17 protein-coding genes and 2 pseudogenes are annotated in these 23,959 nt (G+C 69.4%); 13 read left to right on the top strand and 6 right to left on the bottom strand.

What is annotated here, in order from left to right; translation table 11 throughout:
* Positions 1-82: 82 nt before the first annotated feature.
* Positions 83-1,120, bottom strand: coding sequence for a LacI family DNA-binding transcriptional regulator (locus tag OG975_RS45830; RefSeq protein WP_406335697.1), 1,038 nt, complete (start codon positions 1,118-1,120; stop codon positions 83-85).
* 347 nt (positions 1,121-1,467) lie between these two features.
* Between OG975_RS45830 and OG975_RS45835 the strand changes: the two genes are divergently transcribed.
* The 5 genes from OG975_RS45835 to OG975_RS45855 all read left to right on the top strand — a co-directional run bounded on the left by OG975_RS45835 (position 1,468) and on the right by OG975_RS45855 (position 11,158).
* A complete protein-coding gene (locus OG975_RS45835) occupies positions 1,468-2,415 on the top strand; it encodes a carbohydrate ABC transporter permease (protein ID WP_406335698.1) in 948 nt (315 codons plus the stop codon).
* Entirely contained in the window at positions 2,412-3,233 is an 822-nt protein-coding gene (locus OG975_RS45840; RefSeq protein ID WP_406335700.1) for a carbohydrate ABC transporter permease, read from the top strand. Before OG975_RS45835 ends, OG975_RS45840 begins: the two co-directional genes overlap by 4 nt.
* A gap of 55 nt (positions 3,234-3,288) precedes the next feature.
* Positions 3,289-4,554: an ABC transporter substrate-binding protein gene (locus OG975_RS45845; protein ID WP_406335701.1), complete on the top strand. Its 1,266-nt coding sequence runs from the start codon at positions 3,289-3,291 to the stop codon at positions 4,552-4,554.
* A gap of 146 nt (positions 4,555-4,700) precedes the next feature.
* Positions 4,701-7,889 (top strand): family 78 glycoside hydrolase catalytic domain, encoded by a 3,189-nt coding sequence (locus OG975_RS45850; protein WP_406335702.1) that lies wholly within the window; start codon positions 4,701-4,703, stop codon positions 7,887-7,889.
* A gap of 59 nt (positions 7,890-7,948) precedes the next feature.
* Positions 7,949-11,158, top strand: coding sequence for a family 78 glycoside hydrolase catalytic domain (locus tag OG975_RS45855; protein WP_406335704.1), 3,210 nt, complete (start codon positions 7,949-7,951; stop codon positions 11,156-11,158).
* Positions 11,159-11,308: 150 nt separating this feature from the next.
* Here the strand turns inward: OG975_RS45855 and OG975_RS45860 are convergent, their stop codons facing one another.
* The 3 genes from OG975_RS45860 to OG975_RS45870 all read right to left on the bottom strand — a co-directional run bounded on the left by OG975_RS45860 (position 11,309) and on the right by OG975_RS45870 (position 14,659).
* The gene (locus tag OG975_RS45860) at positions 11,309-12,373 is read right to left on the bottom strand and encodes a flavodoxin (protein ID WP_406335705.1); all 1,065 of its coding nucleotides are present in this window, start codon (positions 12,371-12,373) and stop codon (positions 11,309-11,311) included.
* Between the two features lie 30 nt (positions 12,374-12,403).
* Positions 12,404-13,252: an aldo/keto reductase gene (locus OG975_RS45865; protein WP_406335706.1), complete on the bottom strand. Its 849-nt coding sequence runs from the start codon at positions 13,250-13,252 to the stop codon at positions 12,404-12,406.
* Positions 13,253-13,336: 84 nt separating this feature from the next.
* Positions 13,337-14,659: an MFS transporter gene (locus OG975_RS45870; RefSeq protein WP_406335707.1), complete on the bottom strand. Its 1,323-nt coding sequence runs from the start codon at positions 14,657-14,659 to the stop codon at positions 13,337-13,339.
* Positions 14,660-14,903: 244 nt separating this feature from the next.
* Here OG975_RS45870 and OG975_RS45875 point away from each other — a divergent pair, with 244 nt between their 5' ends.
* On the top strand, positions 14,904-15,824 hold the full coding sequence (locus OG975_RS45875) for a helix-turn-helix transcriptional regulator (RefSeq protein ID WP_406335708.1): 921 nt from the start codon (positions 14,904-14,906) through the stop codon (positions 15,822-15,824).
* Between the two features lie 200 nt (positions 15,825-16,024).
* Here the strand turns inward: OG975_RS45875 and OG975_RS45880 are convergent.
* Positions 16,025-16,195 (bottom strand): annotated as a pseudogene (locus OG975_RS45880) (transcriptional regulator); the annotation flags it as partial.
* A gap of 72 nt (positions 16,196-16,267) precedes the next feature.
* On the opposite strand from OG975_RS45880, the gene OG975_RS45885 reads away from it, so the two are divergent.
* The 6 genes from OG975_RS45885 to OG975_RS45910 all read left to right on the top strand — a co-directional run bounded on the left by OG975_RS45885 (position 16,268) and on the right by OG975_RS45910 (position 23,240).
* A complete protein-coding gene (locus OG975_RS45885; RefSeq protein WP_406335709.1) occupies positions 16,268-17,248 on the top strand; it encodes a threonine/serine dehydratase in 981 nt (326 codons plus the stop codon).
* A gap of 213 nt (positions 17,249-17,461) precedes the next feature.
* Positions 17,462-18,100 (top strand): NADPH-dependent F420 reductase, encoded by a 639-nt coding sequence (locus tag OG975_RS45890; protein WP_406335710.1) that lies wholly within the window; start codon positions 17,462-17,464, stop codon positions 18,098-18,100.
* A gap of 214 nt (positions 18,101-18,314) precedes the next feature.
* Positions 18,315-19,175, top strand: coding sequence for a PaaX family transcriptional regulator C-terminal domain-containing protein (locus OG975_RS45895; protein WP_406335711.1), 861 nt, complete (start codon positions 18,315-18,317; stop codon positions 19,173-19,175).
* Positions 19,176-19,329: 154 nt separating this feature from the next.
* Entirely contained in the window at positions 19,330-20,682 is a 1,353-nt protein-coding gene (locus tag OG975_RS45900; protein WP_406335712.1) for an alpha/beta hydrolase, read from the top strand.
* Positions 20,683-20,740: 58 nt separating this feature from the next.
* Complete coding sequence (locus OG975_RS45905; protein ID WP_406335713.1) at positions 20,741-22,312, top strand: MFS transporter; 1,572 nt, start codon at positions 20,741-20,743, stop codon at positions 22,310-22,312.
* A 280-nt stretch (positions 22,313-22,592) separates the two neighbouring features.
* Positions 22,593-23,240, top strand: coding sequence for a class I SAM-dependent methyltransferase (locus OG975_RS45910; protein ID WP_406335714.1), 648 nt, complete (start codon positions 22,593-22,595; stop codon positions 23,238-23,240).
* Between the two features lie 43 nt (positions 23,241-23,283).
* Here the strand turns inward: OG975_RS45910 and OG975_RS45915 are convergent, their stop codons facing one another.
* A complete protein-coding gene (locus OG975_RS45915; RefSeq protein ID WP_406335715.1) occupies positions 23,284-23,655 on the bottom strand; it encodes a VOC family protein in 372 nt (123 codons plus the stop codon).
* 87 nt (positions 23,656-23,742) lie between these two features.
* Here OG975_RS45915 and OG975_RS45920 point away from each other — a divergent pair.
* Positions 23,743-23,912: pseudogene (locus OG975_RS45920) on the top strand (IS5/IS1182 family transposase); the annotation flags it as partial.
* Positions 23,913-23,959: the final 47 nt, after the last annotated feature.

Here is a 23,959-nt window from a genome sequence, read left to right on the forward strand (position 1 = left end):
GGCCTCGGGGACGGCTGCGGCTCTGTTGTCGCCCGCAGAGTTCTCGGCCGACGCGCAGCGGATGCGTGCGGTGTCGAGCGGCCTACTCCGGTGGCCGGGCCGTGGTCCGACGCGGTACCAGCGTGGGGGCCAGGCTGACCTGGACCGAGGGGGTGTGCCGGTCGGCGATCCGTTCCAGGACGAGACGGGCGGCGTTTCTGCCGATCTCGTGCCCTGCCTGGTCGACGCTGGTCAGTGAGATCAGGCCGAACGCGGCGAACGTGGTGTTGTCATAGCCGGCCACCGAGACGTCGTCGGGGACGGAAAGCCCCGCTTCGGCGACCGCATCCAGCACACCCATCGCCACGACGTCCGCTCCGGCGAATACGGCTGTCGGACGCTGAGGGCGTTCCAGCAGTTCCTTGGCGCCCCGATAGCCGCCTTCCTGGGTGTAGCTGGTGGAGACGACGTCGATCCACTCCGCCAGGCCATGGGCACGCATGGCCTGCCTGTATCCCTCGGCGCGCCGGGCGTTGGGCATCTCGGCGAGGCGCGTCGGGTCGGTTTCGTGGTGCTCGATGTGGGCGATCCGCCGATGCCCGAGACCGGCGAGGTGGCCGACGACCAAGGAGGCGCCTTCGATGTCGTCGTTCACCACCGCGTCGTACCCGGGGGAGGACCCGTGCCGGCCCACGACGACGGTCGGTACGGCGGAGGCCACGTGTTCGAGGTGGGTGCGCGAGGACACGGGTGCGACCAGGATCAGGCCGTCCATACCGCGGTCGATCATCGCCTCGGTGACTCGGGCCTCCGCCTTCTCACCGTTGCAGCCGGGTCCCAGGAGCACTTGGTACTCCGTGTCCTCCAGCGCCTGGGTGATGCCGTCGAGGACCTCGGGGAAGAAGGGATTGCGGATGTCGGGCAGCATCACGCCGATGGTGTACGTCTGCCCGCGCAGGCCTCTGGCGCCCGCGTGCGGCCGGTAGCCGAGCTCGTCGATCGCGCGGCGCACCTTCGCCCGCATCTCGGGGCTGGCCCCGTACGCGTTGCGCAGCACCTTGGACACCGCGGTCGTGGACACCTGGGCGTGGCGTGCGACATCGACGATGGTGACGCGGCGGCGCGGTGCCGGCGGCTTCATCCGGTTCCTTTCTCTTTGGGGAACGTTGCCGCCGAGTGTACGGACGGGACCTTCGCCCCGGTAAGTGCCTCGGCACGGCTGCGTGGTGCCTCCGTCGTAACAAGCGCGCAGCGTGCGCGGCATCTTGACGTCACGCGGGAGGCTCTCTAGGGTCTGGCCACACCTTGTGGGCAACGTTACCCATTGACGCTACGACCTACCGGCCCGGCGTCGGACCAACCATCCGCGACGAAGAGTCGGACCAACCATCCGCGACGAGGAAGAGACAGTCGCTTCCCCCTACGTACCGCTGACCGCAGCCTCGGCCCGGCAATCAATATGAAACGTTTCAAACCGGAGGTGCGTCAGTGACCCTCGCCCCGAACGAGCAACTTCCGGACCACGACCGGCCTCCGGACGCGGAACCGGTTCCACGCGTCCGGAGGACGCGCCCCGCCCCGCCCTGGTGGTTCGCGCTGCCCGCCCTGCTGCTGTTCGCCTTCGTCGTCCTGGTGCCGAGCGTTCGCGGTGTCTACTACGCCTTCACCGACTGGGACGGCCTGGATCCCCACTTCTCCTTCGTGGGCCTGGCCAACTTCTCCGACATGCTCCGCGATCCCGACGCGACGCAGGCGATCGGGCACACGCTGCTGATCGCGGTCTCGATCACAGTCGTTCAGAACGCACTGGGGCTGCTGCTGGCCCTCGGGGTCAATTCGGCCATCAAGTCCCGCAACGTGCTCAGGGTCCTTCTGTTCGCTCCGGCCGTGATCACCCCGATCGTCACCGCTTACCTGTGGCGCAACCTGCTGGGCCCCGACGGCGCGGTCAACAGCCTGCTGGGAGCGGTCGGTCTCGACGGCCTGCGGCAGGACTGGCTGGGCAGTCCGCGACTCGCTCTGTGGGCGGTGGTCGGAGTGATCGTCTGGCAGTTCGCGGGCTACTCGATGGTGATCTTCCTGGCCGGGCTCCAGTCGGTGCCCAAGGAGGTCCATGAGGCTGCGGCCATCGACGGGGCCGGCCCCGTACGGCGCTTCTGGTCGGTCACCAGGCCGCTGCTGGCCCCGGCCCTCACCATCAATCTGATGCTGTCGATCATCGGCGGGATCAAACTCTTCGACCAGGTCTACGCGTTGACGGGCGGCGGCCCGGGGCACGCCACCGACACCCTGTCGACGCTGATCTACAAGGACGCCTTCACGCTCGGCGAGTTCGGCTACAGCATCGCCCTCGCGGTGGTCCTCACGATCATCGTCGCTGTCGCCTCCACGAGCCAGTACCTCGTACTGTCCCGCAACGAGAGGGCAGCGTCGTGAACCGATACCGGCGACGCACCCTCGCCCTGGAACTGGCGATGATCGCCATCGCCCTGGTCGTGGGCTTCCCGGTGTACGTCCTGGTCAACCTGGCCGTGCGGCCGGCGTCGGACACGTCGTCGCCGATCAGCCCGACCACCTCGCCGACCCTGCACAACTTCACGCAGGCCTGGCAACAGGGCGCGCTGGGCGGGGCGTTGGCCAATAGCGTGCTGGTGACGGTCGGCAGCGTCGTCATCGTGCTGGCCGTCTCGTCGCTGGCGGCGTACCCGCTGGCCCGCGTCACGGCCCGCTGGTCCCGGGGTGCGTTCCTGACCTTCCTCCTGGGCCTCGTACTGCCCTTCCAGCTCGCCTCGCTGCCGCTGTACCAGACCATGCGCGACATGGGGCTGCTCGGTACCCCGTGGGCGTTGATCCTCTTCTACTCCGGCTTGCAGGTGCCGTTCACCGTCTTCCTCTACGTCGGCTTCCTGCGCGCACTGCCTCGTGACTTCGAGGACGCGGCCCTGATCGACGGCTGCACATATCTGCAGGGCTTCAGGTACGTGGTCCTGCCGATGCTCAAACCGGTCACGGTGACGGCCCTGGTGCTCAACGCCGTCGCCGTCTGGAACGACTTCTTCACCCCGCTTCTGTACCTCAGCGGCAGCGCTCAGCAGACCATGCCCGTCGCGATCGCCGGCTTCGTCGGTCAGTACGTCACCGACTGGAACCTCATCTTCGCCGCGCTGGTGATCAGCATCCTGCCCGTCCTGCTCGTCTACTTCGCGTTGCAGCGCAGCATCATCAACGGCTTCGCGGGAGGGCTGCGCGGATGACACGCGACGCCCACCCGTCACCGACGTCCGGTGGCTCTTCCCCGAGGGGGACATCATGAAGACACGCAAACTGCCGGTCCTGATCGCCGCGTTGACGGCCGGCGCCTTGCTGGCCGCCTGCAGCGGCGGCACCACGGCAGGCTCTGGCGGTGGTGGTTCCAAGACCCTGACCTTGGCTTCCGTGGACCAGGGCTCGATCGCGGACGTCGTCAAGGCGTTCGAGAAGGCCAACCCTGGCGTCAAGGTCCGCTACACCACCAGCGGCGCCGACCAGTACCAGCAGCAGATCCGCACCCAGTTGTCCTCGGGCACCGCACCCGACGTGATGTCGGTCTGGCCGGGCAACGGCAACCCGGCTGCCACCTTCGTACTGGCCAAACCGGGCTACTTGCGCGACCTCTCGGATCAGCCGTGGGCCGCCAAGCTGCCGGACGCCATGAAGAGCGTCGCCCAGTACAAAGGGAAGACCTACAACGCGGTCTTCGGGCAGAACGGCATCGGCGCGGTCTACAACCAGCAGGCCATGGCGAAGGCCGGGCTCACTCCGCCGGACACCTGGACGAAGCTGCTGGCCTTCTGCCGGGCCGCGAAGGCCAAGGGGACCCCCGCCTTCGCGCTGGGGAACCAGGACAACTGGGTGACCCAGCTCGTCCAGTACGCGCTGGTCGCCACGACCGTCTACGGCCCCGACCGCGACTTCGACAAGAAGATGCAGGCCGGGCAGGCCACCTTCGCGAAGTCCCCCTGGACCACCGCCCTGGACAAGTACCTGACGATGGAGAAGACCGGCTGCTTCCAGAAAAACCCGCTGGGCACCAACTACGAAGCCAGCCAAGGACTCGCCGCCACCGGCAAGACGCTCGGCATCGTCCAGGGCAACTGGGTGATCGCCCTCCTGAAGGGGAAGAACCCGAAGGGCACGTTCACCTTCAAGGCGCTGCCGGCCACCGACAACCCGTCCGAGACCCTCATACCGGCCGCGGCGGGCGCCGGCTACGGAGTCAACGCGAAGGCCAAGAACGAGGGCCTGGCCCTCAAGTTCGTGAACTTCGTGATGTCGCCCGAGGGCATGAACCTGTTCGTCAAGAAGCAGGGTGGTCTTCCCTCACTCCCGGACACGGGCTTCGCGGTCGACCCGTCCCTGACCGAACTCTCCACCTTCATCAAGGCGGACCGCACGGTGCCGTTCATGGACCAGCTGTGGCCCAACGCGAAGGTCCAGCAGACCATGCTCAGCGGGCTCCAGGAGATCTTCAGCGGCCAGTCCACGCCCGACAAGCTCCTCAAGGAAATGGACGCCGACTACACGGCCGGGAGCTGACCATCGCGCCGTCGGCCGCCGGTGGTGGTGGCCGACGGCGCCCTTCGGCCCGTGATTGAAACGTTCAAATGACCACGTGCCGTATCCCGCGGAATCCCTTTCCGACAAAGCAACCAGAAGCTGCATCGCACCATCGGAGGTTTGGCATGCCTACTATCCCCAACGGACCCCTGAGCCGTAGACAAGTGGTCGGCACCATGGCCGTCTCCGCGGCCGGGCTGGCCCTGCCCGCGGTCCCTTGGCTCCCCGCGCAGGCCGCCCACGCCGACGAGGAGGGTGACGGTCAGAGGGCGAGGGTCACCGGTCTCGCCGTCGACGGCCGCGAGGACGCTCCGCTCGGCGTCGACGACCCCGCCCCGCGACTGAGCTGGCGGGTGGCGGGCGGCGGCGCGGGATGGACACAGTCCGTCTACCAGGTGCACGCGGCGCGCTCCGAAGACGATCTCGACTGTGGCCGACTGCTGTGGGACAGCGGCAAGGTCCGCTCCTCGGCCCAGACCGACGTCGCGTGGCGCGGACCCGCGCCGGCCTCGCGCGACCGGGTCGTCTGGCGGGTGCGAGTGTGGGGCACCGAGGGCCACGCGACACCGTGGAGTCGCTCCGCCTCATGGGAGACGGGGCTTCTCAAGCGCTCCGACTGGGGCGAGGCCCGGTGGATCGAGTACCCGGGCCGCACCGTCGACCAGCCGCTGCCCGTGTTCGCCCAGGCCTTCCGGGTGGATGAGCGCCGGGGAAAGGTCGCCAGCGCGAGGCTGTACCTCTCCGGCGTCGGACTGCACGTGGCCCGGCTCAACGACAGGCCCGTCACCAGCGAGGTGCTCGCCCCGGGCTATTCCAACTACCAACTCTCCACCGAGTACCGGGTCTGCGACGTCACGGGCCTCATCCGCCATGGCGACAACACCCTGGGCGTCGAACTGGGCCACGGCACGGCGTTGGTGACCCGGTCCGTGACGAATCCCGCCACCGGCCGCACCGCCCCGTACAGCTGGTGGCAGAGCCAGTTCAAGGGCAGCGGCACCCTCGTCGCGCCCGCCGCCCGGGGCGCCACCACCATCAACGTGAGCAGTGTGGCCAACTACCACGTCGGCGGCACCGTCAACATCGACACCGGCGACGGCGGCACACGCCTGGAGTCGCGCACCATCACCGCGATCGGCAGCACCGATATCAGCTTCCAGCCCGGTCTCACCTCAGGGCACGAGAGCGGGGCCACCGTCACCGCCTCCGGCAACTCCCTTGCGAGCACCGACCCGAGCGCGGGCGCCGCCGTCACGCCACGTCTGATCGCCCGCCTGGAACTCACCAAGGCCGACGGGACGGTCCAGACGGTCGTCAGCGACGGCTCGTGGAAGACTGCCCTCGGCCCGACCATCACGGCCAACTGGTACTCAGGCTCCGACTACGACGCCCGCCGCGAGCAGCCCGCCTGGACCGCTCCCGGCGCGGACCTCGGCGCGTCGGCGAAGCGGCGCGACGGCACGGCCACGGGCTGGGTCGACGCCGGAATCGCCCCGCCGCCCAACCTGACCACCGAACTGGTCTGGCGCGTGGCGGAGCCGGTCAAGGTCGCCGACAAGCTCCGCCCGGTCAGCGTCACGCAGCCACAGCCCGGCGTGTGGGTCTTCGACTTCGGGCAGAACTTCGCCGGCTGGCCGCTGCTCAGGCTCGACGGCCCGCTCCCGGCCGGAACCTCGGTCAAGCTGTATCCCGCCGAGTCGCTCAACGCCGACGGCACCGTCAACCAGGCGTCCATCATGGGCGGCGGTGCAGCCCGCGGTACCAACGTGTTCGCCGCCTACACGACGTACGGCGACGAGCGCGGCGAGAGCTGGCACCCGCAGTTCCACTACTTCGGCATGCAGTGGCTCCAGGTGACCGGCCTGCCCGAGGGCTACGTACCGACCCTGGACACGGTCACCGGCCTGCAGATCCACGCGGACGTTCCGGACGCCGGCTCCGTGCGGACCTCCGACGACCGGATCAACCGGATTCACCGCATGTCCCGTTACTCGATCATGAGCAACACCATGTCCACCTTCACGGACTGTCCTGGTCGCGAGAAGCTCCCCTACCCCGCCGACTACGTACAGCCCTTCGGCTCCCTGCACCGCACCTTCGGATACTCGGCCTACCTGCGCACCATGCAACGGCACTTGGCGGAGGGCCAGTCCAGGGCCGGCGACAACATCGGCAACGTGGCGCTCAAGGCCCCGGTCTACGACTGGGGTTACACCGGCCGGTTCGGCGACGAGATCAACTGGGGTGACGGCATCGTCCTGGTGCCGTGGCTGCTGTACGAGACGTACGGCGACACGCAGCTGATGAGCCGCTACTACCCGCAGATGCAGGGCTTTGTGAACTACATCAGAACCAAGAAGGTCGGCACGGGAGCGGACGCCTACATCGTGAACGCCGCGCTGGCCGACTGGATCGCCAGCGAGAACACCTCGGGCCGCATCACGGGAACCTGGGGCTACTACCAGATCGCCGACCGCATGGCCCGGATGGCGGCACTCATCGGCCGCGATGCCGACGCCTCCGAGTACCGCAACCTGGCTTCCAACATCAAGGACGCCTTCAACGACGCCTTCTACGACGCGAGCCTTGGCCGCTATACCGCCGAAGGCGAGCTGGGCAGTACCGGGGCGACCCAGGCCGCGCAGGCGCTCGCGCTGGACGAGGGACTCGTACCGGACGGCGAACGCGGGAAGGTGCTCGACGCACTGGTCGAACTCGTCTGCGCCCACCAGCCGTTCGGCGGCGGACCGCATCTCAGCGGCGGCACCATAGGCCTCGCGCCGATTGTCAGGGCTCTGCACGAGGGCGGCCGCGACGACGTCCTCTGGGACGTCCTCCAGGAGGACACCCGTCCCGGCTACGGCTACCTGATGGCGCCCACGACAGCCAATCCCGGTGGCCTGACGACCGTTCCCGAGCAGTGGGACATGGGCAACTCCAAGAACCACATGATCCTGCTGCAGATCGAGGAGTGGTTCCACAGCGGCCTGGCGGGCATCCGCCAGCCGCGGGGCAAGGCCGGCTATCGCGAGCTGGTGATCGACCCTCGCCCGGTCGGCGGACTCACCCATGTCGAGGGCAGCTACCGCACCCCGCACGGGCTGGTGTCCACGCGGTGGACCCGTGAGGACGGCAGGTTCCGGCTCGACGTCGAGATCCCGCCCAACACCACGGCAGAGGTCCGGGTTCCCAGCGGCGGACACGCAGCCCAAGTGGCCGGAGACGGCGCGGTGTTCCAGGGCGTGCAGGGCAACCGTGCCACCTACGTCGTGGCCTCGGGCAGGCACACGTTCACCACCCGCGAGACGCCGTAGATCCGCGGCTCCAGGAGATCTTCAGCGGACAAGTCCATGCCCGAGCCGGCTCTTGACCGATGACGGGAAAGCGAAAGGAAGCTGGTGTGAACGATGAAGCACACAGTGCAGATGGCACCGACCGCGATGACGAGCAGGGAAGCCCTCCCCGCGGGGACAGAACGGGGTTCCGCCGCCGTACGGTGCTCGCCGCGACGGTCGGCGCCGTGTCTCTAGGGGCTGGTGCCGTGGGAGGCGGAACGAGCGCGGTGGCGCAACCGGCGCACGGCGCGGAGGAGGGCGCGGTATCAGGGCTGACCGTGGAGCACCGCACCGATCCCCTGGGCGTGGACGTCGCCCGGCCGCGCCTGGGGTGGCGCATGCGGTCCGCCGCCCGTGGGCGGGGCCAGGGCGCGTATCAGATCCTCGTCGCCAGTTCTCCGGACAAGCTGACCGGCGCGCGTGCCGACGTCTGGAACAGCGGCCGTGTCACCTCGCCCGACTCGGTGGCCGTCCGCTACGCGGGCAAGGCCCTCCGGCCCTCGACCCGCTATCACTGGACCGTCAGCGTGTGGGACGCGGACGGCCGTACGGTGGGTACCGCCCCCGCGGCCTTCTTCGAGACCGGCCTCATGAGCACCGACGGCGCCACCGGTTGGGACGGCGCGCAGTGGATCGGGATGAAGGGGAAGGCCCCCACCTCGGCCGGCGCACCGATGCTGCGCAAGCAAGCGGCCCTGAAGAGCCGGCCCCAGGTCCGCGAGGCACGGCTGTACGTCTCGGCCCTCGGCGTGTACGACGCCTACGTCAACGGACGCCATGTCACCGTCCCGCAGGACGGCGGCACGACGACCGAGCTGCTGCCGCCGGGCTGGACCAACTACGACGCGCGGATCAACTACCTGACCTACGACATCACGGACCTCGTGACGTCGCAGCGGGCCGTCACCCTCGCCGTCGTCCTGGGCAACGGCTGGTACAACGCCCGCATCTCCGACGGCAGCACGTACTACTCCAAGGACGGCAACGCCCTGGCGGTCAAGGCAAAGCTGCTGATCCGGTACACCGACGGCACGTCGCAGACGGTCGTCACCAGTGCGGACGGCGGCTGGAAGGCCACGGACACCGGGCCGTACCGGGCCGACGACATCTACGACGGCCAGACCTACGACGCCCGGAAGGAGCTGCCGGGCTGGACGGCGCCCGGGTTCGACGACTCCGCCTGGTCGGACGTCGCACGGGTCGCCTTCGAGGACAAGTACCCGGACGTGCAGCTCCTCGCCTACCCGGGCGAGACCGCGCGCTTCATGCACTGCTGGGACCGCCGGCCGCAGTCGGTCACCGTCGCCACCGGAGTGACCGGGCAGGACGGCAGCCCGAACGGCAGGGGACGCATCGTCGTGGACCCGGCCCGGACGGTGACGGACCCCGTGAAGGCGGCCTCCGCCCCGGTCACGATCGGCAGCGGCGAGACCGCCGTCTTCGACCTCGGCCAGAACATGGTCGGCGTGGCCCGCTACAGCCTGCGCGGACCGGCCGGGGCCCAAGTCGAGTTCAGATTCGGTGAGATGCTCAACGACGACAGCGCCGGCGCGGACGGCCCCGAGGGCTCCGTCTACCGGGCCAACCTCCGCAGCGCCAAGGCCACCAGCACATACATCCTGAAGGGCGACCGGCAGGGCGAGACCCACCAGGACTCCCTGACCTTCTACGGCTTCCGCTATGTGTCCGTCACCGCGACAGACACCGTCACGATCACCGGCCTGACCGGAAAGGTCGCCACTTCCGCGATCCACGAGACCGGCACCGTCACCACCAACGACCCCGACATCAACCAGCTGGCGAGCAACATCCGTTGGGGCCAGCGCGGCAACTACCTCTGGGTCCCCACCGACTGCCCGCAACGCGACGAACGCCTCGGCTGGACTGGCGACACCCAGGTCTTCTCCACGACCGGCCTCTACAACGCGAACGCCGCCGCCTTCCTCAGCCACTTCCAGGACACGGTCGTCGACTCCCAGACCATCTACGGCGAGGACAAAGCCCAGTTCACCGGGGTCGCCCCCGGCGGACGCTACAACTTCCCGGGCGGTGGCAGCGGTTGGGCGGACTGCGGCGTCATCCTCCCCTGGACCATATGGCAGATGACCGGCGACGCGACCGTCGTCGAGCGCAGCTGGCCCGCGCTGACCCGCTACCTGGACTGGATCCGGCAGCAGACCAGCGACACCTACGCCGGACAGGGATCCCTCACCGGCGACTGGCTGGCGCCGCAGAAGACCAGCGCCCAGCTCATGAGCGACGTCTACTACGGCTATGTCGCGCGGCTGATGGCACAGTTGGCCCGCGCGATCGGCCGGCCGGCGGAGGCAGAGTCGTACGACCGGCTCTTCGGACGCATCAAGCAGGCGTTCCTCACCAAGTACCTGAGTACCGAGGGCGGCACGGTCACGGTCAGGTCCAGCCTGGGCGACGCCTCCCCGATCGAACCGGGCGCCGACCCCAACGAGAAGACGGAGGACAACAGCCAGACAGCGCTGCTGTGGGTCCTCAAGCTCGGCTTCTACGAGACGGAAGCCCAACGCCGCACGCTCGTCGGGCTGTTGGCGGACAACATCGGCAACGACGAGGCCTACAAGGCGGCGCACCCGAACAGCAGCCGGGTCAAGTACGCCGAGAACACGCTGTCCGTCGGCTTCCTCGGCGTCAACGTCCTCGCCCCCGTCCTCACCGACGAGGGCCGCGCGGACCTCGCGTACAAGCTGCTGCACCAGAACGCACTGCCGTCCTGGCTGTTCTCCGTGAAGAACGGTGCCACCACCGTCTGGGAGCGCTGGAACTCCTACTCCAAGGACGCGGGCTTCGGCCCGGTCAGCATGAACTCCTTCAACCACTACGCCTACGGCGCGATCATGGAGTGGATGTACGCGTACATGGCCGGCATCGCCCGCGACCCGGACAGCCCAGGTTTCAAGCGCTTCCTGCTCCAGCCCCACATCGACCCGACGGGCAGGATCACGCAGGTGTCGGGCTCGTACGAGTCGCCGTACGGCCTGATCAGCAGCGGGTGGAAGCTGGAAGACAGTGGCCGTCACCTTGTGTACGACGTGGCGGTGCCCCCGAACAGCGAGGCGGTACTGCGACTTCCGGCGGCTTCGGCCGATGCCGTCCGCGAAGGACGAACTCCACTGGCAGGAGCGGAGGGCGTGAGCTTCATCGGTTACGCCGACGGTGTCTACGTTTGCCGGTTGGTGTCCGGTCGATACGGCATCACCGCCAAGCTCCGGTGAGGGACGGCTGCTGAGAGGACGGGCGAGGCGTCCGCGGTGCCACCTGGTGCCGCGGACGCACGCTTCGGCGGCCGAGGCTTGTGCTTCAGACCTGCGTCAGCTCGTCGTAGCGTGTGCGGGCTGTCCGGATCGTGTCGTGGAACACCTTCTTCACGGGGGCAGGAGGAGGGACTGGTTCAGCCCCGGAGGACGCCGATGCGTCCTAGCCACGATTGGACATCGGTACCGGCGTCCCGGACTTCCTCGCCGCGTACCGCGAGCCCTTCGCCGATGGTCGCGCCTGGGCAGGACGCCCTGTAGTCGCGTTCGGTTCGTGCCCAGTCCGCTCATGGCGTATGTGGTGAACGGGAAGACCGTCTTGCCATGGAAGTCGAACGTCGCCGTGAAGGTCGTCATGATCATGGGTGCTCGGACGTTCCAGATGGGGCTGCCGAGCAGGACGGTGTCGTAACGCTCCATCGAGGAGGGGAGGTTGGCGATGGCCGGCCTTGCGTCGGCATCCTGTTCGCGGGCGTTGCGTGCGACCGTCTCGTCGTAGTCGTCGGCGTAGGGGTCGACGGCTTCGATGCGGTACACGTCGCACTCGATGCGGTCACTGATCATTCCGGCGAGGACTTCGGTGTTCCCGATCCTGAGGTTCGTGCGCCCGCCGTAGGAGTAGTTCTCGCCCGGCCGCGAGAAGTAGGCCAGCAGAACCCGCTTCCCGGCCGAGGCCGCCGAGGCAGGTCGCTCGGCGGACTCCCGCGCCGCCCCGCTCGGCGAGGACGTGGAACAGCCGGCGATCTGGACACCGGTCATGACCGTGGCTCCTCCCAGAAGTACGCCACGGAGGAGCGTGCGTCGCCCCAGCGTGGCGGGTTTCGCTTCCCCGGTGTTGAGTCCGCTCGCTGTCCTCCGTCGGTTCCGCGAAGGAGCGATCCCGCCGTCGACCGTGCCGCCCTGTTCCAGGACGAGGTGCCGCTGGGTGGGGCCTGTGTGGTCGAACCAGCCGGGCCGGACGATCGTGTACGGCAGTCCGCCGGCAGGCAGTAGCCGCTCGGAGCGCCGCTTCCAGGGGGAGTCGCCCGGGATGTCATTGAGGGTGGCGTAGATCGAGGTCATCAACGCCCACCCGCGGCCAGGCGCCGTCGAGCGCCTGCGGGGGGTTGCGAGACGTCCGATGCTGCCGGTCGCGCCGACCATGAGTACGTCGGTGATGTTCTGCTTCTGGGACACCGTGAAGCCCTCGCCGTCGCGCCTGCCGGGTCAGTCGTGGATGCGGAGGTTGCCGATCCGGCTGACGGAGGCCGGGTCGCGGTGGTCGAAGAACAGTGAGCCGCCGGTGTCCAGGGTGGCGATGGACGCCATCTGGTCGTCGGTGAGCTCGAAGTCGAAGACGTCGATGTTCTCCTTCATCCGGTCGGCGCGGACCGACTTGGGGATGGCGACGACTTCACGCTGGACGAGCCAGCGAAGGACGACCTGCGCCACGGATCTGCCGTGCGGGTCTGCGATACCGCTGAGCACCGGGTGCGTGAAGAGGTTGTTCTTGCCCTCGGCGAACCCGCCCCACGACATGATCTGCACGTCGCGCTCGCGCATCAGCTCCTGGTCGGCGTTGCGCTGGAAGAACGGGTGGGTCTCGATCTGGTTGACCGCGGGCGTGATCTCGTTGCGGTCGATGAGGTCGACGAGCCGGTCGGCGAAGAAGTTGGAGACGCCGATCGCCTTGGCCCGGCCTTCGCGGTTCAGGCCCTCCATGGCACGCCAGGAGCCGTGGACGTCACCGTAGGGCTGGTGGATGAGATACAGGTCGAGGTAGTCCAGGCCGAGCTTGCGCAGCGATGTGTCGAAGGCGCGCCGGGTGTTCTCCTCGCCGGTGTCCTGCACCCACAGCTTGGTGGTGACGAACAGTTCCTCGCGCGGGATGCCGCTGGCCTTGATGGCACGGCCGACGGCCTCCTCGTTGCCGTAGGCGGCGGCGGTGTCGAGGAGCCGGTAGCCGGCGGCCAGGGCATCGGTGACGGCCTGCTCGGTCTGTTCCGGGGCGATCTGGAAGACGCCGAAGCCGAGGATCGGCATCTTTACGCCGTTGTTGAGGGTGACGGTCTGCATGGGATTTTCCTTTTGCACGGGAAGAGCGGATGCGGATTGGGGGGCAGGTGGTCGTTCAGAGTCCGGGCCGGGTCGCCGTGGTCATCACGCCTTCCGCGCGGGCCGGAGCAGCACGGTGGCCACGACGCTCACCGCCACGGTCGCCGCGGCGATCAGCAGGCTGGTGCGCAGGCCGGAGACGAACCCGGCCCGGTCGGCGACGAGTGCGCCGAAGGCGGCGACGGCCAGGGCGCCGCCGAGCTGGCGCGCCGCGTTCAGCACACCACTGGCGACACCGGCTCGCTCGGCGGGCACGTTCTCCAGCAGGAGCGCCACCAGTGCGGTCACGGCCATCGCGCCGCCGGCACCGACCGGCACCATCAGCACCACCGGCAGCCATACCGGCGCGGCGGCGGGCACGGTCACCATCGCCAGCAGCCCCGCGGCCATCAGCAGCTGTCCGCTGATCACCGGCATCCGCGCACCGAACCGCGTCGACATGCGGGCGGCGACCGGGCCCATGAAGGACGTGAGTACGGTCATCGGCAGGAACGCGACACCGGTGGCGAGCGCGGTCAGCCCGTGCACCTGCTGGAGGTACAGCCCGAGCAGGAAGATCATCCCGTAGAAGCCGACGTTCAGGGCGAACCCGATGGCGGCCGACAGGGACATCGTGCGGGAGCGCAGCAGCGGCAGCGGTGTCATCGGATGCCGGCCACGGGCCTGTGCGACGACGTAGACGACGGCCGCCACGACCGCCACGGCGAAGGCGGTCAGGACCCGCGCGGCGCCGAACCCGTCCGCACCGGCCTCGATGACCGCGTACGTCAGCCCGTCCAGGGCGGCGACCGCGGCCACCTGGCCGGTCCAGTCGAAGGGAGCCTGCTGCCGGGGAGAGGGCTGGGCGCGCCTGAGGAGCATCAGGGCCACCGCGCCGACGGGCACATTGACGAAGAAGATCATCCGCCAGTCGACGACGGTGAGCAGCCCACCGGCCACGGGTCCGGCGGCGGCGCCGACGGAACCGCTCACGCCCCACAGGGCGATCGCCTTCGCACGGGCCGCCGGGTCGGGGAAGACCTCCCGCAGCAAGGAGAGGGAGGACGGTACGACCATCGCGGCGCCGGCTCCCTGCACAAGTCGCGCCGCCACCAGAACGCCCAGGTTCGGGGCTGTCCCGCACACCGCGGATGCTGCCACGAACAGGCCCAGGCCGACGGCGAACGCCTGGCGCGCCCCGATACGGTCACTGATCGCGCCGGCGGACAGGAGGAACGCGGCGAAGGCGAGCGTGTAGCCGTCGACCACCCACTGGAGCCCGGTCATCCCGCTGCCGAAACCGCGCCCGATCGAGGGCAGGGCCACGTTCACGATCATCGCGTCGACCATGATCGTGAAGAAGCCGAGCAGCACGGCGGCCAGCGCCATACGCCCACCCGACCGGCTCTGCGGCGGCAGTCCGGCCGTTCCTGCGTGGAGTGGTGTGGGCGAGGCGGACACGGACACGGGACGATCTCCAGTGCTGGAGGGACAGGACGCTGACAGACAACGAGCCTGTCGCTCTTTCAGATCCAGTGGCAGGCCGGGCTGTGCAGGGGTGTGGTGTTCGGGGGGCATGACAGTGCCCCCCACGCGCCTGTCATGCAGGTCAGCGCGGTGTGACACTGGCGAAATGGCATCCGAGCAGAGCACCAGCAGGAGCGGCGGCATGGAGCTGGGCAGGTTCCTGTACGCGCGCCGCACCCAGACCCGCCCCGACCAGGTCGGCCTCACCGTGGGCACCGGCCTGCGCCGAACCCCCGGTCTGCGCCGCGAGGAGCTGGCCACGCTCGCCGGTATCAGCATCGACTACTACGTCCGTCTGGAGCGCGGCAAGGAGACCCGCCCCAGCCCCTCCGTCCTCGACGCCCTGGCACGCGCCCTGCGCCTCGACGACGCCGAGCACCGGCACCTGCGCGAGCTGGCCACCCAGGCCGCCCGGTACGCCCCCGAGCCCCCGCCGCCGCCCAGCCGGACCGTGCGCCCGCACCTGAAGCTGGTCCTGGACACGCTACGGCCGAGCCCTGCCTACATCATCAGCCGCAGCATGGACCTGCTCGCCTGGAACCCCGGCGGCCTCGCCCTGTACGCGGACCTCGCCGACTGGCCCGCCACACAGCGCAACCTGGCCCGCTACCTCTTCCTCCACCCCACCGCGCGCACCCTCTTCCGCGACGACTGGGAGTACCAGGTCCGCGGCTGCGTCGCCCGGCTGCGCGCCCAGGCCGGCCTCGACCCGGACGCCCCCGACCTCACCAGCCTCGTGGGTGAACTCCTGCTCAAGAGCCCGGAGTTCGCCAAGTTGTGGGAGCGCTACGACGTCGTCGGGCGCAAGAAGACCCGGAAGACCTTCCACCACCCCGAGGTCGGCACCCTCACCCTCAGCGGCCAGAGCATGCACCTCGACGACACCCCGGGCCAACGCCTCGGCGTCTACACCGCCGATCCCGGCACGCCGGACCACGACGCCATGCTCCTGCTCGACCTGACCGCCCCGCCGACCGCCGGGCATTCCGCTACCAAGGTCGAACAAGAACGGCGCACACAGTCCTGAGGCGCACGCAGTCCTGACCAGAGCGCTGCCTGCCCGCAGCCGGAGCCAGGGGCAGGCGGAGGGCGACGTGGCTTCGTCCGAGTCGGGGGAGGGTTCGTGCGGTGTCGGCCGGGAGCCGAGGGTGGGGTCGCCGACCTCGGGATGGTGGAGGTCTTGCGGCTGTGCCTGTGGCCACTGACGTCGTAGCGCTCGCACAGGCGGGCGAACTCCGGGCTCTTGAGCAGGAGTTCACCGGCGCGCCGGGTCAGGTCGGGAGCGTAGGGGTCGGTCCCTGCCAGGGCGCGCGGACGGGCGACACTGCCCTCGTCACCCTCGTCCGTGCCGGAGCCCGCTTCGAACGCGGCCACCTCGTCGAACGTCCCGAGGCTCACGCAACCTCGACCGACCCGCAGAACTGACAATTACGTGATGCAACAGCGCCGGCGGCACTACGCTGCCGTGTCGTGCAGGAGACGCGCCTCGACACCGCTCGGATCTGGGCGGCTCGCCGGGTAATCGACCCGATGTTTCTCGACACTCCGCTGTACCGCTGCGAGGCGCTGGAGCCCGACCTCGGGTGCACGGTGAGCATCAAGCTCGAAACGGCGAACCCGGTCCGCAGCTTCAAGGCCCGCGGAACCGAGGTCGTCGCGAGCCAACTCGCCGACCATGGCTCGCGAGCCGTGGTGTGCGCCAGCGCGGGCAATCTTGGCCAGGCCCTCGCCTGGTCCGGTCGCGGCCGGGGGCTCGATGTGACCGTGGTGGCCTCCCGCTTTGCGACGGTGGCCAAGCTTGATCGCATCCGCGCGTTGGACGCCAGGCTGGAGCTGGTGGACGGCGACCACGAGATGGCTCGCGAGCGGGCGGCGGCCATAGCGCGGTACGACGGCATCCGGCTGGTCGAAGACAGCCTGGACATCGAGACCTGCGAGGGCGCGGCGACCATCGGCCTCGAACTGGTGGACACCGTGCCGTCGTTCGACGCCGTCCTGATCGCTCTCGGCGGCGGGGCGCTGGCCACGGGTGTGGGTCATGTGGTGAAGGCCTTGGCACCCGAAGTCGAGGTGATCTGCGTTCAGCCGCTGGGTGCACCGGCCATGACACACTCGTGGCGCAGGCGGCGCGTCGTCACCACCGACTCGACCGACACCATCGCTGACGGCGTCGCCGGCCGGTGTCCCATCCCGGCGGTCCTGGACGACCTCCTCCTGGTCGCTGACGACGCCGTCCTGGTCCAGGAGGCGTCGATCACCGCCGGTATGCGGATGCTCCTCGACCATGCCGGCCTCGTCGTCGAACCGTCGGCCGCGCTCGGCATCGCGGCGATCCTCGAAGACCGCGACCGCTTCGCCGGCCGGCACGTAGTCACCATCGTGTGCGGCAGCAACGTCGACGTAGACGCCTACCACCGCTGGGTCGGTGCGGCTCCCGTCCACAGGTCTTGACGATTGCTCCGCGCGGCGGGGGTGCACGGAGAACCGCTGTCCTGAGCGCACCGTAAAGATGCTTCAACGTCTGCGCTCTGTTTGGCTGACCGTGGATGCGCGGCCATGGCACATGCCGCAGGGTTATTTGAGGAAGCAGATATTTCGTTTGCTGTGGCCGCGCCTCCGCATCGGGCTACACCCCTGAGCTGCCGTCCCCGAAGGAGCCCTGACATGCAGATCACTTTCATCGGTCCCGGCAACATGGCCGGCGGTATCGCGACCCGCGCGCTCACCGGCGGGCATCGTGTCCGCTTGGTCGGCAATGACGCGACCAAAACCGAGGCGCTCGTCGCCGTGCTGCGCGAACGGGTCCCGGGCGCCGACGTGGAGGCAGCGGACGGCGTCGACGGTGCCGACATCGTCGTCCTCACGCTGCCGTATCCGGCGGGCAGGGATGTCGTCGCCGCCCGTGGCGACGAGCTCGCCGGCAAGGTCGTCGTCGACATCTCCAACCCCGTCGACTTCGCCACGTTCGACTCGCTGGTGACCTCGCCCGGCACTTCGGCCGCCGAGGAGATCGCTGCCGCCGCCGCTGACGGCGTCACCGTCGTCAAGGCGTTCAACACCACCTTCGCCGGCTTGCTCGTCGCGGGCGAGGTCGACGGCACGCCGTTGGACGTGTTCATCGCCGGCGACGACGAGATGGCGAAGAAGAAGGTGTCCGACCTGGTCACCTCCGGTGGCCTGCGGCCGCTCGACGCCGGCCCGCTCCGGCGCGCCCGCGAGTTGGAGGCACTCCAGTTCCTGCACATGGCCATGCAGCAGACGCTCGGCACCAACTGGGGCAGCGCGATCAAGATCCTGCCCTGAACGCGGCCTCCTGCGGCGACGGCCTGATCGGGCCGCCGCTGCTGCGCATTGCCGACCAAGGCCCACCTCAGGGCCTTCTGGCGGAACGCGGCTCTTCCTCTCGCCCCCCACCTCGTGCCCCGGCCAGCGATATTGGTCAAATCATCGATTTCCGTCACGGAAATGACACGCTTTCTGGGGTCGAGGCGGCTCGCGCCCGCTCCGGGCCTACGCTGTGGCGGTGACCAGTGTCGATGTCGCAGCCGGAGCCACCGCCGAGAGCGGTCCCGAGCCGCGCACCCAGTCCCTGATGCTGACCTTCTTCGGCGCTCACGTGCTGGGGCGGCCCATCGCCGTGTCGTCGGGCAGCGTGATCGCCGCTCTCGGGCGGGTGGGCAACACTGAGGACGCGGTGCGGACCACGCTGAACCGGATGGTCAAACGAGGTCTGCTGGAGCGTCACCGCCAGGGCCGGAAGACCTACTTCGGGCTGACGTCACACGCCGTGCAGGTGCTGACGGACGGCAGGGACCGCATCTGGCGCACCGGCGCGGTCAACCGGGACTGGGACGGCCGGTGGACCATGGTGGGCTTCTCGCTGCCCGAGGCGTGGAGCCGTGAACGGCACGATCTGCGTTCCCGCCTGATCTGGGCGGGCTTCGGTCCGCTGCAGAACGGCCTGTGGGTGGCCCCGGCGCGCGTCGACGTCCGCGAGATGGTGGCGGGTCTCGGCCTGGAGGCGCATCTGAGGGTGTTCCGGGCCGAGGTGGAGTCGCCGACCGACGTCCGTGAGGTGCTGGAGCAGGCGTTCGACGTGCCGGCCATCGGCGCACGGTACCGGGCGTTCCTGGAGCGCTGGGACCGCACCGACCCGCTGCCCGCCGCGGCCTCCGGCGACGAACTCGCAGGCCAGCTCCTGGTGCACACCGACTGGCTGGACCTGGTGCGACGGGACCCGCATCTGCCCGCGGAGCACCTGCCGGCGGACTGGCCCGCCGCCCAGGCGGAGACCGTCTTCCGCGGTCTGGCCAGCCGCTGGGAGCGCCCGGCGGCGCGCGAGGCCGCACGCCTGCTGGACACCCTGACGCTGGACTGACCCCCGCTCCCGGGCTCCGCGCATCCGCACGCGGACCCGCCTGGCTCATTATTGGTCAGTCTATTGACGGCGATGAAAAAAGAGCCCTACATTCGCAGCGCTCTTCCAGCTAGCTCCTCCACTCGGTCCCCACTCGACCCGCGGAGCCGCCGCCATGCCCCGACCCCGTCTCTCGACCCTCGCAGCCGCCTGCGCGACCGCCCTCACGACCGCCCTGCTCGGGCCCGCGACCGGCGCCCACGCCACCACCGCCGAGCACTACTCCGGCGCTCTGTCCGACGGCGCCACCTGGATCGCGGACAAACCCGAGCAGTGGAACGGCACCCTGCTGCTGTTCAGCCACGGCTTCGGACCGACCACCGCCGCCGACGCCCCGTCGACCGCGGCGCACCAGGCCCTGCTGGACGCGGGCTACGCCCTCGTCGGCTCCTCCTACGACCCCAACGGCTCGATGTGGGCGCTCGACTCGGCCGAGCGGGACCAGTTCGCCGCACTCACCGCCTTCCGCCGGCAGGTCGGCACCCCGACCCGGGTCATCTCGGTGGGCCAGTCCATGGGCGGCTTGATCAACGCCCAGATCGCCCGGGACGGCGCGGGACGCATCGACGGTGCGCTCGGCCTGTGCGGCCTGGTCGCGGGCGGCGTCGACCTGGACAACTATCAACTGGACGCGGAGTACGCCCTGGCCACGTTCTTCGACCCGGCCGACGCCGACGCCCTGGTGAACCCGGACAGCCAGGCCGACGCCGCCGCGCTCGCCGACCGTCTCACGAAGGCCGTCGAGGCGGCGCAGCAGACCCCGGCGGGACGTGCCCGGATCGCCCTGGCCGCCGCCTACCTCAACCTGGCCGACTGGGCTCCCGGCCAGCAGCCGCCCGCGCGCGACGACTTCGCGGGCCAGGAGCAGCAGCAGTACGCCTGGCTCGCCCAGGGCCTGCTCGGCTTCATCGTCCCGGCGCGCTGGTCGGTGGAGCAGTCCGCCGGAGGCAACACGTCCTGGAACAAGGGCGTCGACTACGCCGGGCTCCTGCACAAGTCCGCCCACGCCAAACAGGTCGCAGCGCTCTACCGCGACGCCGGGCTCAACCTGCGCACCGACCTGAACCAGCTCACCCGCGGTGCGGACATCACAGCCGACCCGGCCGCCGTGGCTCATCTGAAGCGCACCTCCACCGCCGGACAGGGCTTGGCCGTGCCGCTGCTGGACATCCACACCACCGCCGACCAACTGGTGCCCGTCGAGCAGGAGTCGGTCTTCGCCCAGCGGGTGCGCAGTGCCGGTGACTCCGCGCTGCTGCGCCAGGCCTACGTCGCCCGCCAAGGCCACTGCAACTTCACCACCGCCGAAGTGGTCGCCGCCCTGCACGCCGTGGAGCACCGGCTGGACACCGGGCACTGGGACAACGCCGCGACCGCAGGCGAACTCCAGCACAGCGCCGACGAGTTGGGGCTCGACGGCGCCGCCTTTACCGACTACCGGCCCAGTCGCCTGACGGGCACGCGCTGATCGCGAAGCACCCCCTCCGTACCCCGAGCTTCCCGCCCCTCAGGAGCCCTCCGTGTCAATGACGACCGAACCCTCCGCCAAAACCGCCACCGCCACCGGCCCCGGCCTGACCACCGGCACCCTGGTCGCCGGTCTCCTCGCCGTCTGCCTCGCCCAGATCGGCCTGGCCATACCGGCCACCCTCAACGGCCTGTTCCAGTCCGACCTGCACCCGGTCGGCTCGCAGCTCACATGGATCTCCGACGCCTTCCTGCTCCCGGTCGCCGTACTGGAGCTGACCTTCGGCCTGCTCGGCGACCTCTTCGGCCGCAAGCGGCTGCTGGTCGGCGGCGCATCACTGCTGACCGTGGGCGAGTTGGTCAGCGCCACCGCCTCCGGCGTCCACCAGCTCTGGGCCGGACAGGCCCTGGCCGGCCTGGGCGCGGCTGCCCTGTTCCCGACCTCGCTGGCCATCCTGGCCGCCGGCACCACCTCGCCCGCACAGCGGGCCCGGGTCATCGCGATGTGGGCGGCCCTGCTGTCCACCGGCGGCTTCCTCGCCCCGTTGCTCGGCGGCGTCACCGCCACCTACGGCTCGTGGCGCTGGTCCTTCATCGTCGTCGCCGCCGTCGCCGTGGCGAGCGCCGCCATGAGTGCCCTGTTCGCCGTCAACTCCAGTGCCCCCGAGGGCCGTTCACTCGACATCGCAGGCCAACTGACCATCGGCCTGGGCCTCTTTTCCCTGCTCTACGCCATCATCCAGGGCCCGACGGACGGCTGGGCCTCGCCCTCGATCGTCATCGCCTTCGTGCTGGCCGCGCTCTTCCTCGCCGCGTTCGTCCTGGCCGAGAAGCGCGCCAAGTCTCCGCTGCTGCGCCTGGACCTGTTCCGCAACCGCGCCTTCGCGGTCGCCTCGATCGTGGCCGTGGTCGGCATGTTCGCCTTCCTGGGCACCGCCTACTCCGTCAGCATCCGCCTGGGCCCGGTGCAGGACCAGGCGCCGATGCGGACGGGCCTGGCATTCGTCCTGCTCAACGGCATCACGCTCGCGATGCTGCCGCTGACGGAGCGGCTGCTGCGGACGGTGGCACCGGGACTGTTGCTGGGCGGCGGACTGCTGCTGATCGCGGCGGGCGACTACGTGGCGGCCACCCTGCCGATCACCGACACCGCTTTCACCTCGCTGATCCTGCCGCTCGGCCTGGTCGGCCTGGGCTTCGCCATCACCGTCTCCTCGATCACGGCAACGGCCGTCAACACCGTGCCGGTGAACCTGGCCGGCATGGCGAGCGCCACCACCAACCTGCTGCGCGACTTCGGCTTCACCCTCGGCCCGGCCGTCATCGGCGCGGTGGCCCTGAGCCGCGCGGCGAGCAGCTTCTCCGACTCCCTGCACGACTCCGCCCTCCCGCAAGCACTGAAGGGCGCGGGCACGGCCGTACTGGAAGAGGGCGGCCCCCTCGCGGTGAACGGCGCCTCGGAGGCGTCACCGAAGCTGGCCGACCTGCACCCACTCGCCATGGACGCCCTCGGCCACGGCTACTCGATCGGCTTCGTGGTCTGCGGATCGGCCGCACTGTTCTCCGCCCTGCTGGCCCTCGTCACACTCCGCGGCCGAGCTGCTTCACGTGACGAATCGCCAGAGCAGTAGTACGGCAAGGGGCGAACACCTGACGTCCCTGATCGTGCCGACGCAGGGCCGGGTGGAGAGGCGCGGCTCCTCACGCCTGGCCCTGCTCGGCGACAAGGTCTTGTGGCTCCCGCGGCGGCTGGTGCAGGAACTGGAGTGCCTCCAACTCGTCGATTTTCCCTGGCCGGGGCATGTGGCCGGGATCGGGCCGGAGTTGAGGGCACCTGACACACGCTTCTCTGACCTTGCGGGATCGTGATTCTGGCGGCCCGAATCAGCGCCAGGAACTACTGTCGCGAGCATGGTCGAACACGATGCCCTCAGTGTCACCCGCGAGGCCTACGACGCTGCTGCCCCCACCTATGCGCAGCTGTTCCGCGACGAGCTGCGGGACAGGCCTTTGGACCGCGCGATCTTGGGTGCCTTCGCCGAGGTCGTACGTGCGAGTGGGGACGGTCAGGTCGCGGACCTGGGGTGTGGTCCTGGCCATGTCACCGCTTATCTGGGTGAGTTGGGGCTGGCGGCGTCTGGCGTTGATGCTTCGTCTGCGATGATCGAGTTGGCTCGACAGGGTTATCCGGGCCTGCGGTTCGACGTGGGCTCGATGGCCGCGTTGAACATCGCTGACGGCGTGCTGGGCGGCGTACTCTCACGTTGGTCCATCATCCACACCCCGCCGCAAGAACTCCCTGCCATCTTGGCGGAGTTCCACCGCGTGCTGGCACCTGGCGGCCACCTTCTGGTCGGCTTTTCGGCAAGCGATGATCCGTCTCACCCGACGCAGGTCTTCGATCACGCTGTCGCCCTGGCCTATCGATGGTGGCCTGATCACCTCGCCGCGATGCTGCGCGAGTCCGGGTTGGCCGAGGTAGCCCGTATGGTTCGCGAGCCTCAGCCCACCGACCGACGGCAGTTCCAGGAGATTCAACTGCTCGCCCGCAAAGCCTAAGGACTGTCCTGCAGTGATCGAAGTGATGCGTGGGGACCAGTCGTCACGCCTCCTGGTAGAGGTTGACGATGTTGCCGTCCGGGTCACGCAGCCACACCGATCGGCGTCCCCACGGCTGGGTTGTCGGCGGCTTGAGGATCTCGACACCCCGGGCCAGCAGACGTTCGTGGCGTGCGTCCACGTCAGTGACCTGGAACTCCAGAGTGAACCCTCCGCTCGCGGCGGCGGCCATCGACCCGGGCACCATCGACTCCATGCTCTGGGTGGAGAAGAACGACAGGACGGCACCGGAGACCGTCACTCGGGCGAAGGGGTCGCTGCCTTCGACATCCGTGTCCAGGACCGCGGAGTAGAAGGCGGCGAGGGCCGGAACATCGTCGGTGATCAGGGAGGTGCCGGTGAAGTGTGGCTGCATCCGGGCATCGTAGGCCGATGGTCAACACGCGGGCTCGTGGGCTGACTTGGCGCGGCGTCTGCTGGTCGCGGCTGAGATGATCTTGATGTGGGTGGTGTGAGCACGGCGTCAAAGCCGTCCTGGACAGCCCCTTTCACCGGGCTGAGCCCCCGACTGTTCCGCAAGCTGGTGACCGCGCTGCGCCGCGAGGGCGATGATGCGGTGCGGTGCGGCACGGCCGGCCGTGGAGCCTGCCGCTGGAGGACCGGATCCTGCTCGGTGACGAAGATCCTCCGGAAGTCGTGGGGCGAGAAGGTGATGGCCT

Origin of the sequence: Streptomyces sp. NBC_00203 (genome assembly GCF_045206325.1) — a bacterium.
In the GTDB taxonomy this organism is placed as follows: domain Bacteria; phylum Actinomycetota; class Actinomycetes; order Streptomycetales; family Streptomycetaceae; genus Streptomyces; species Streptomyces lutosisoli.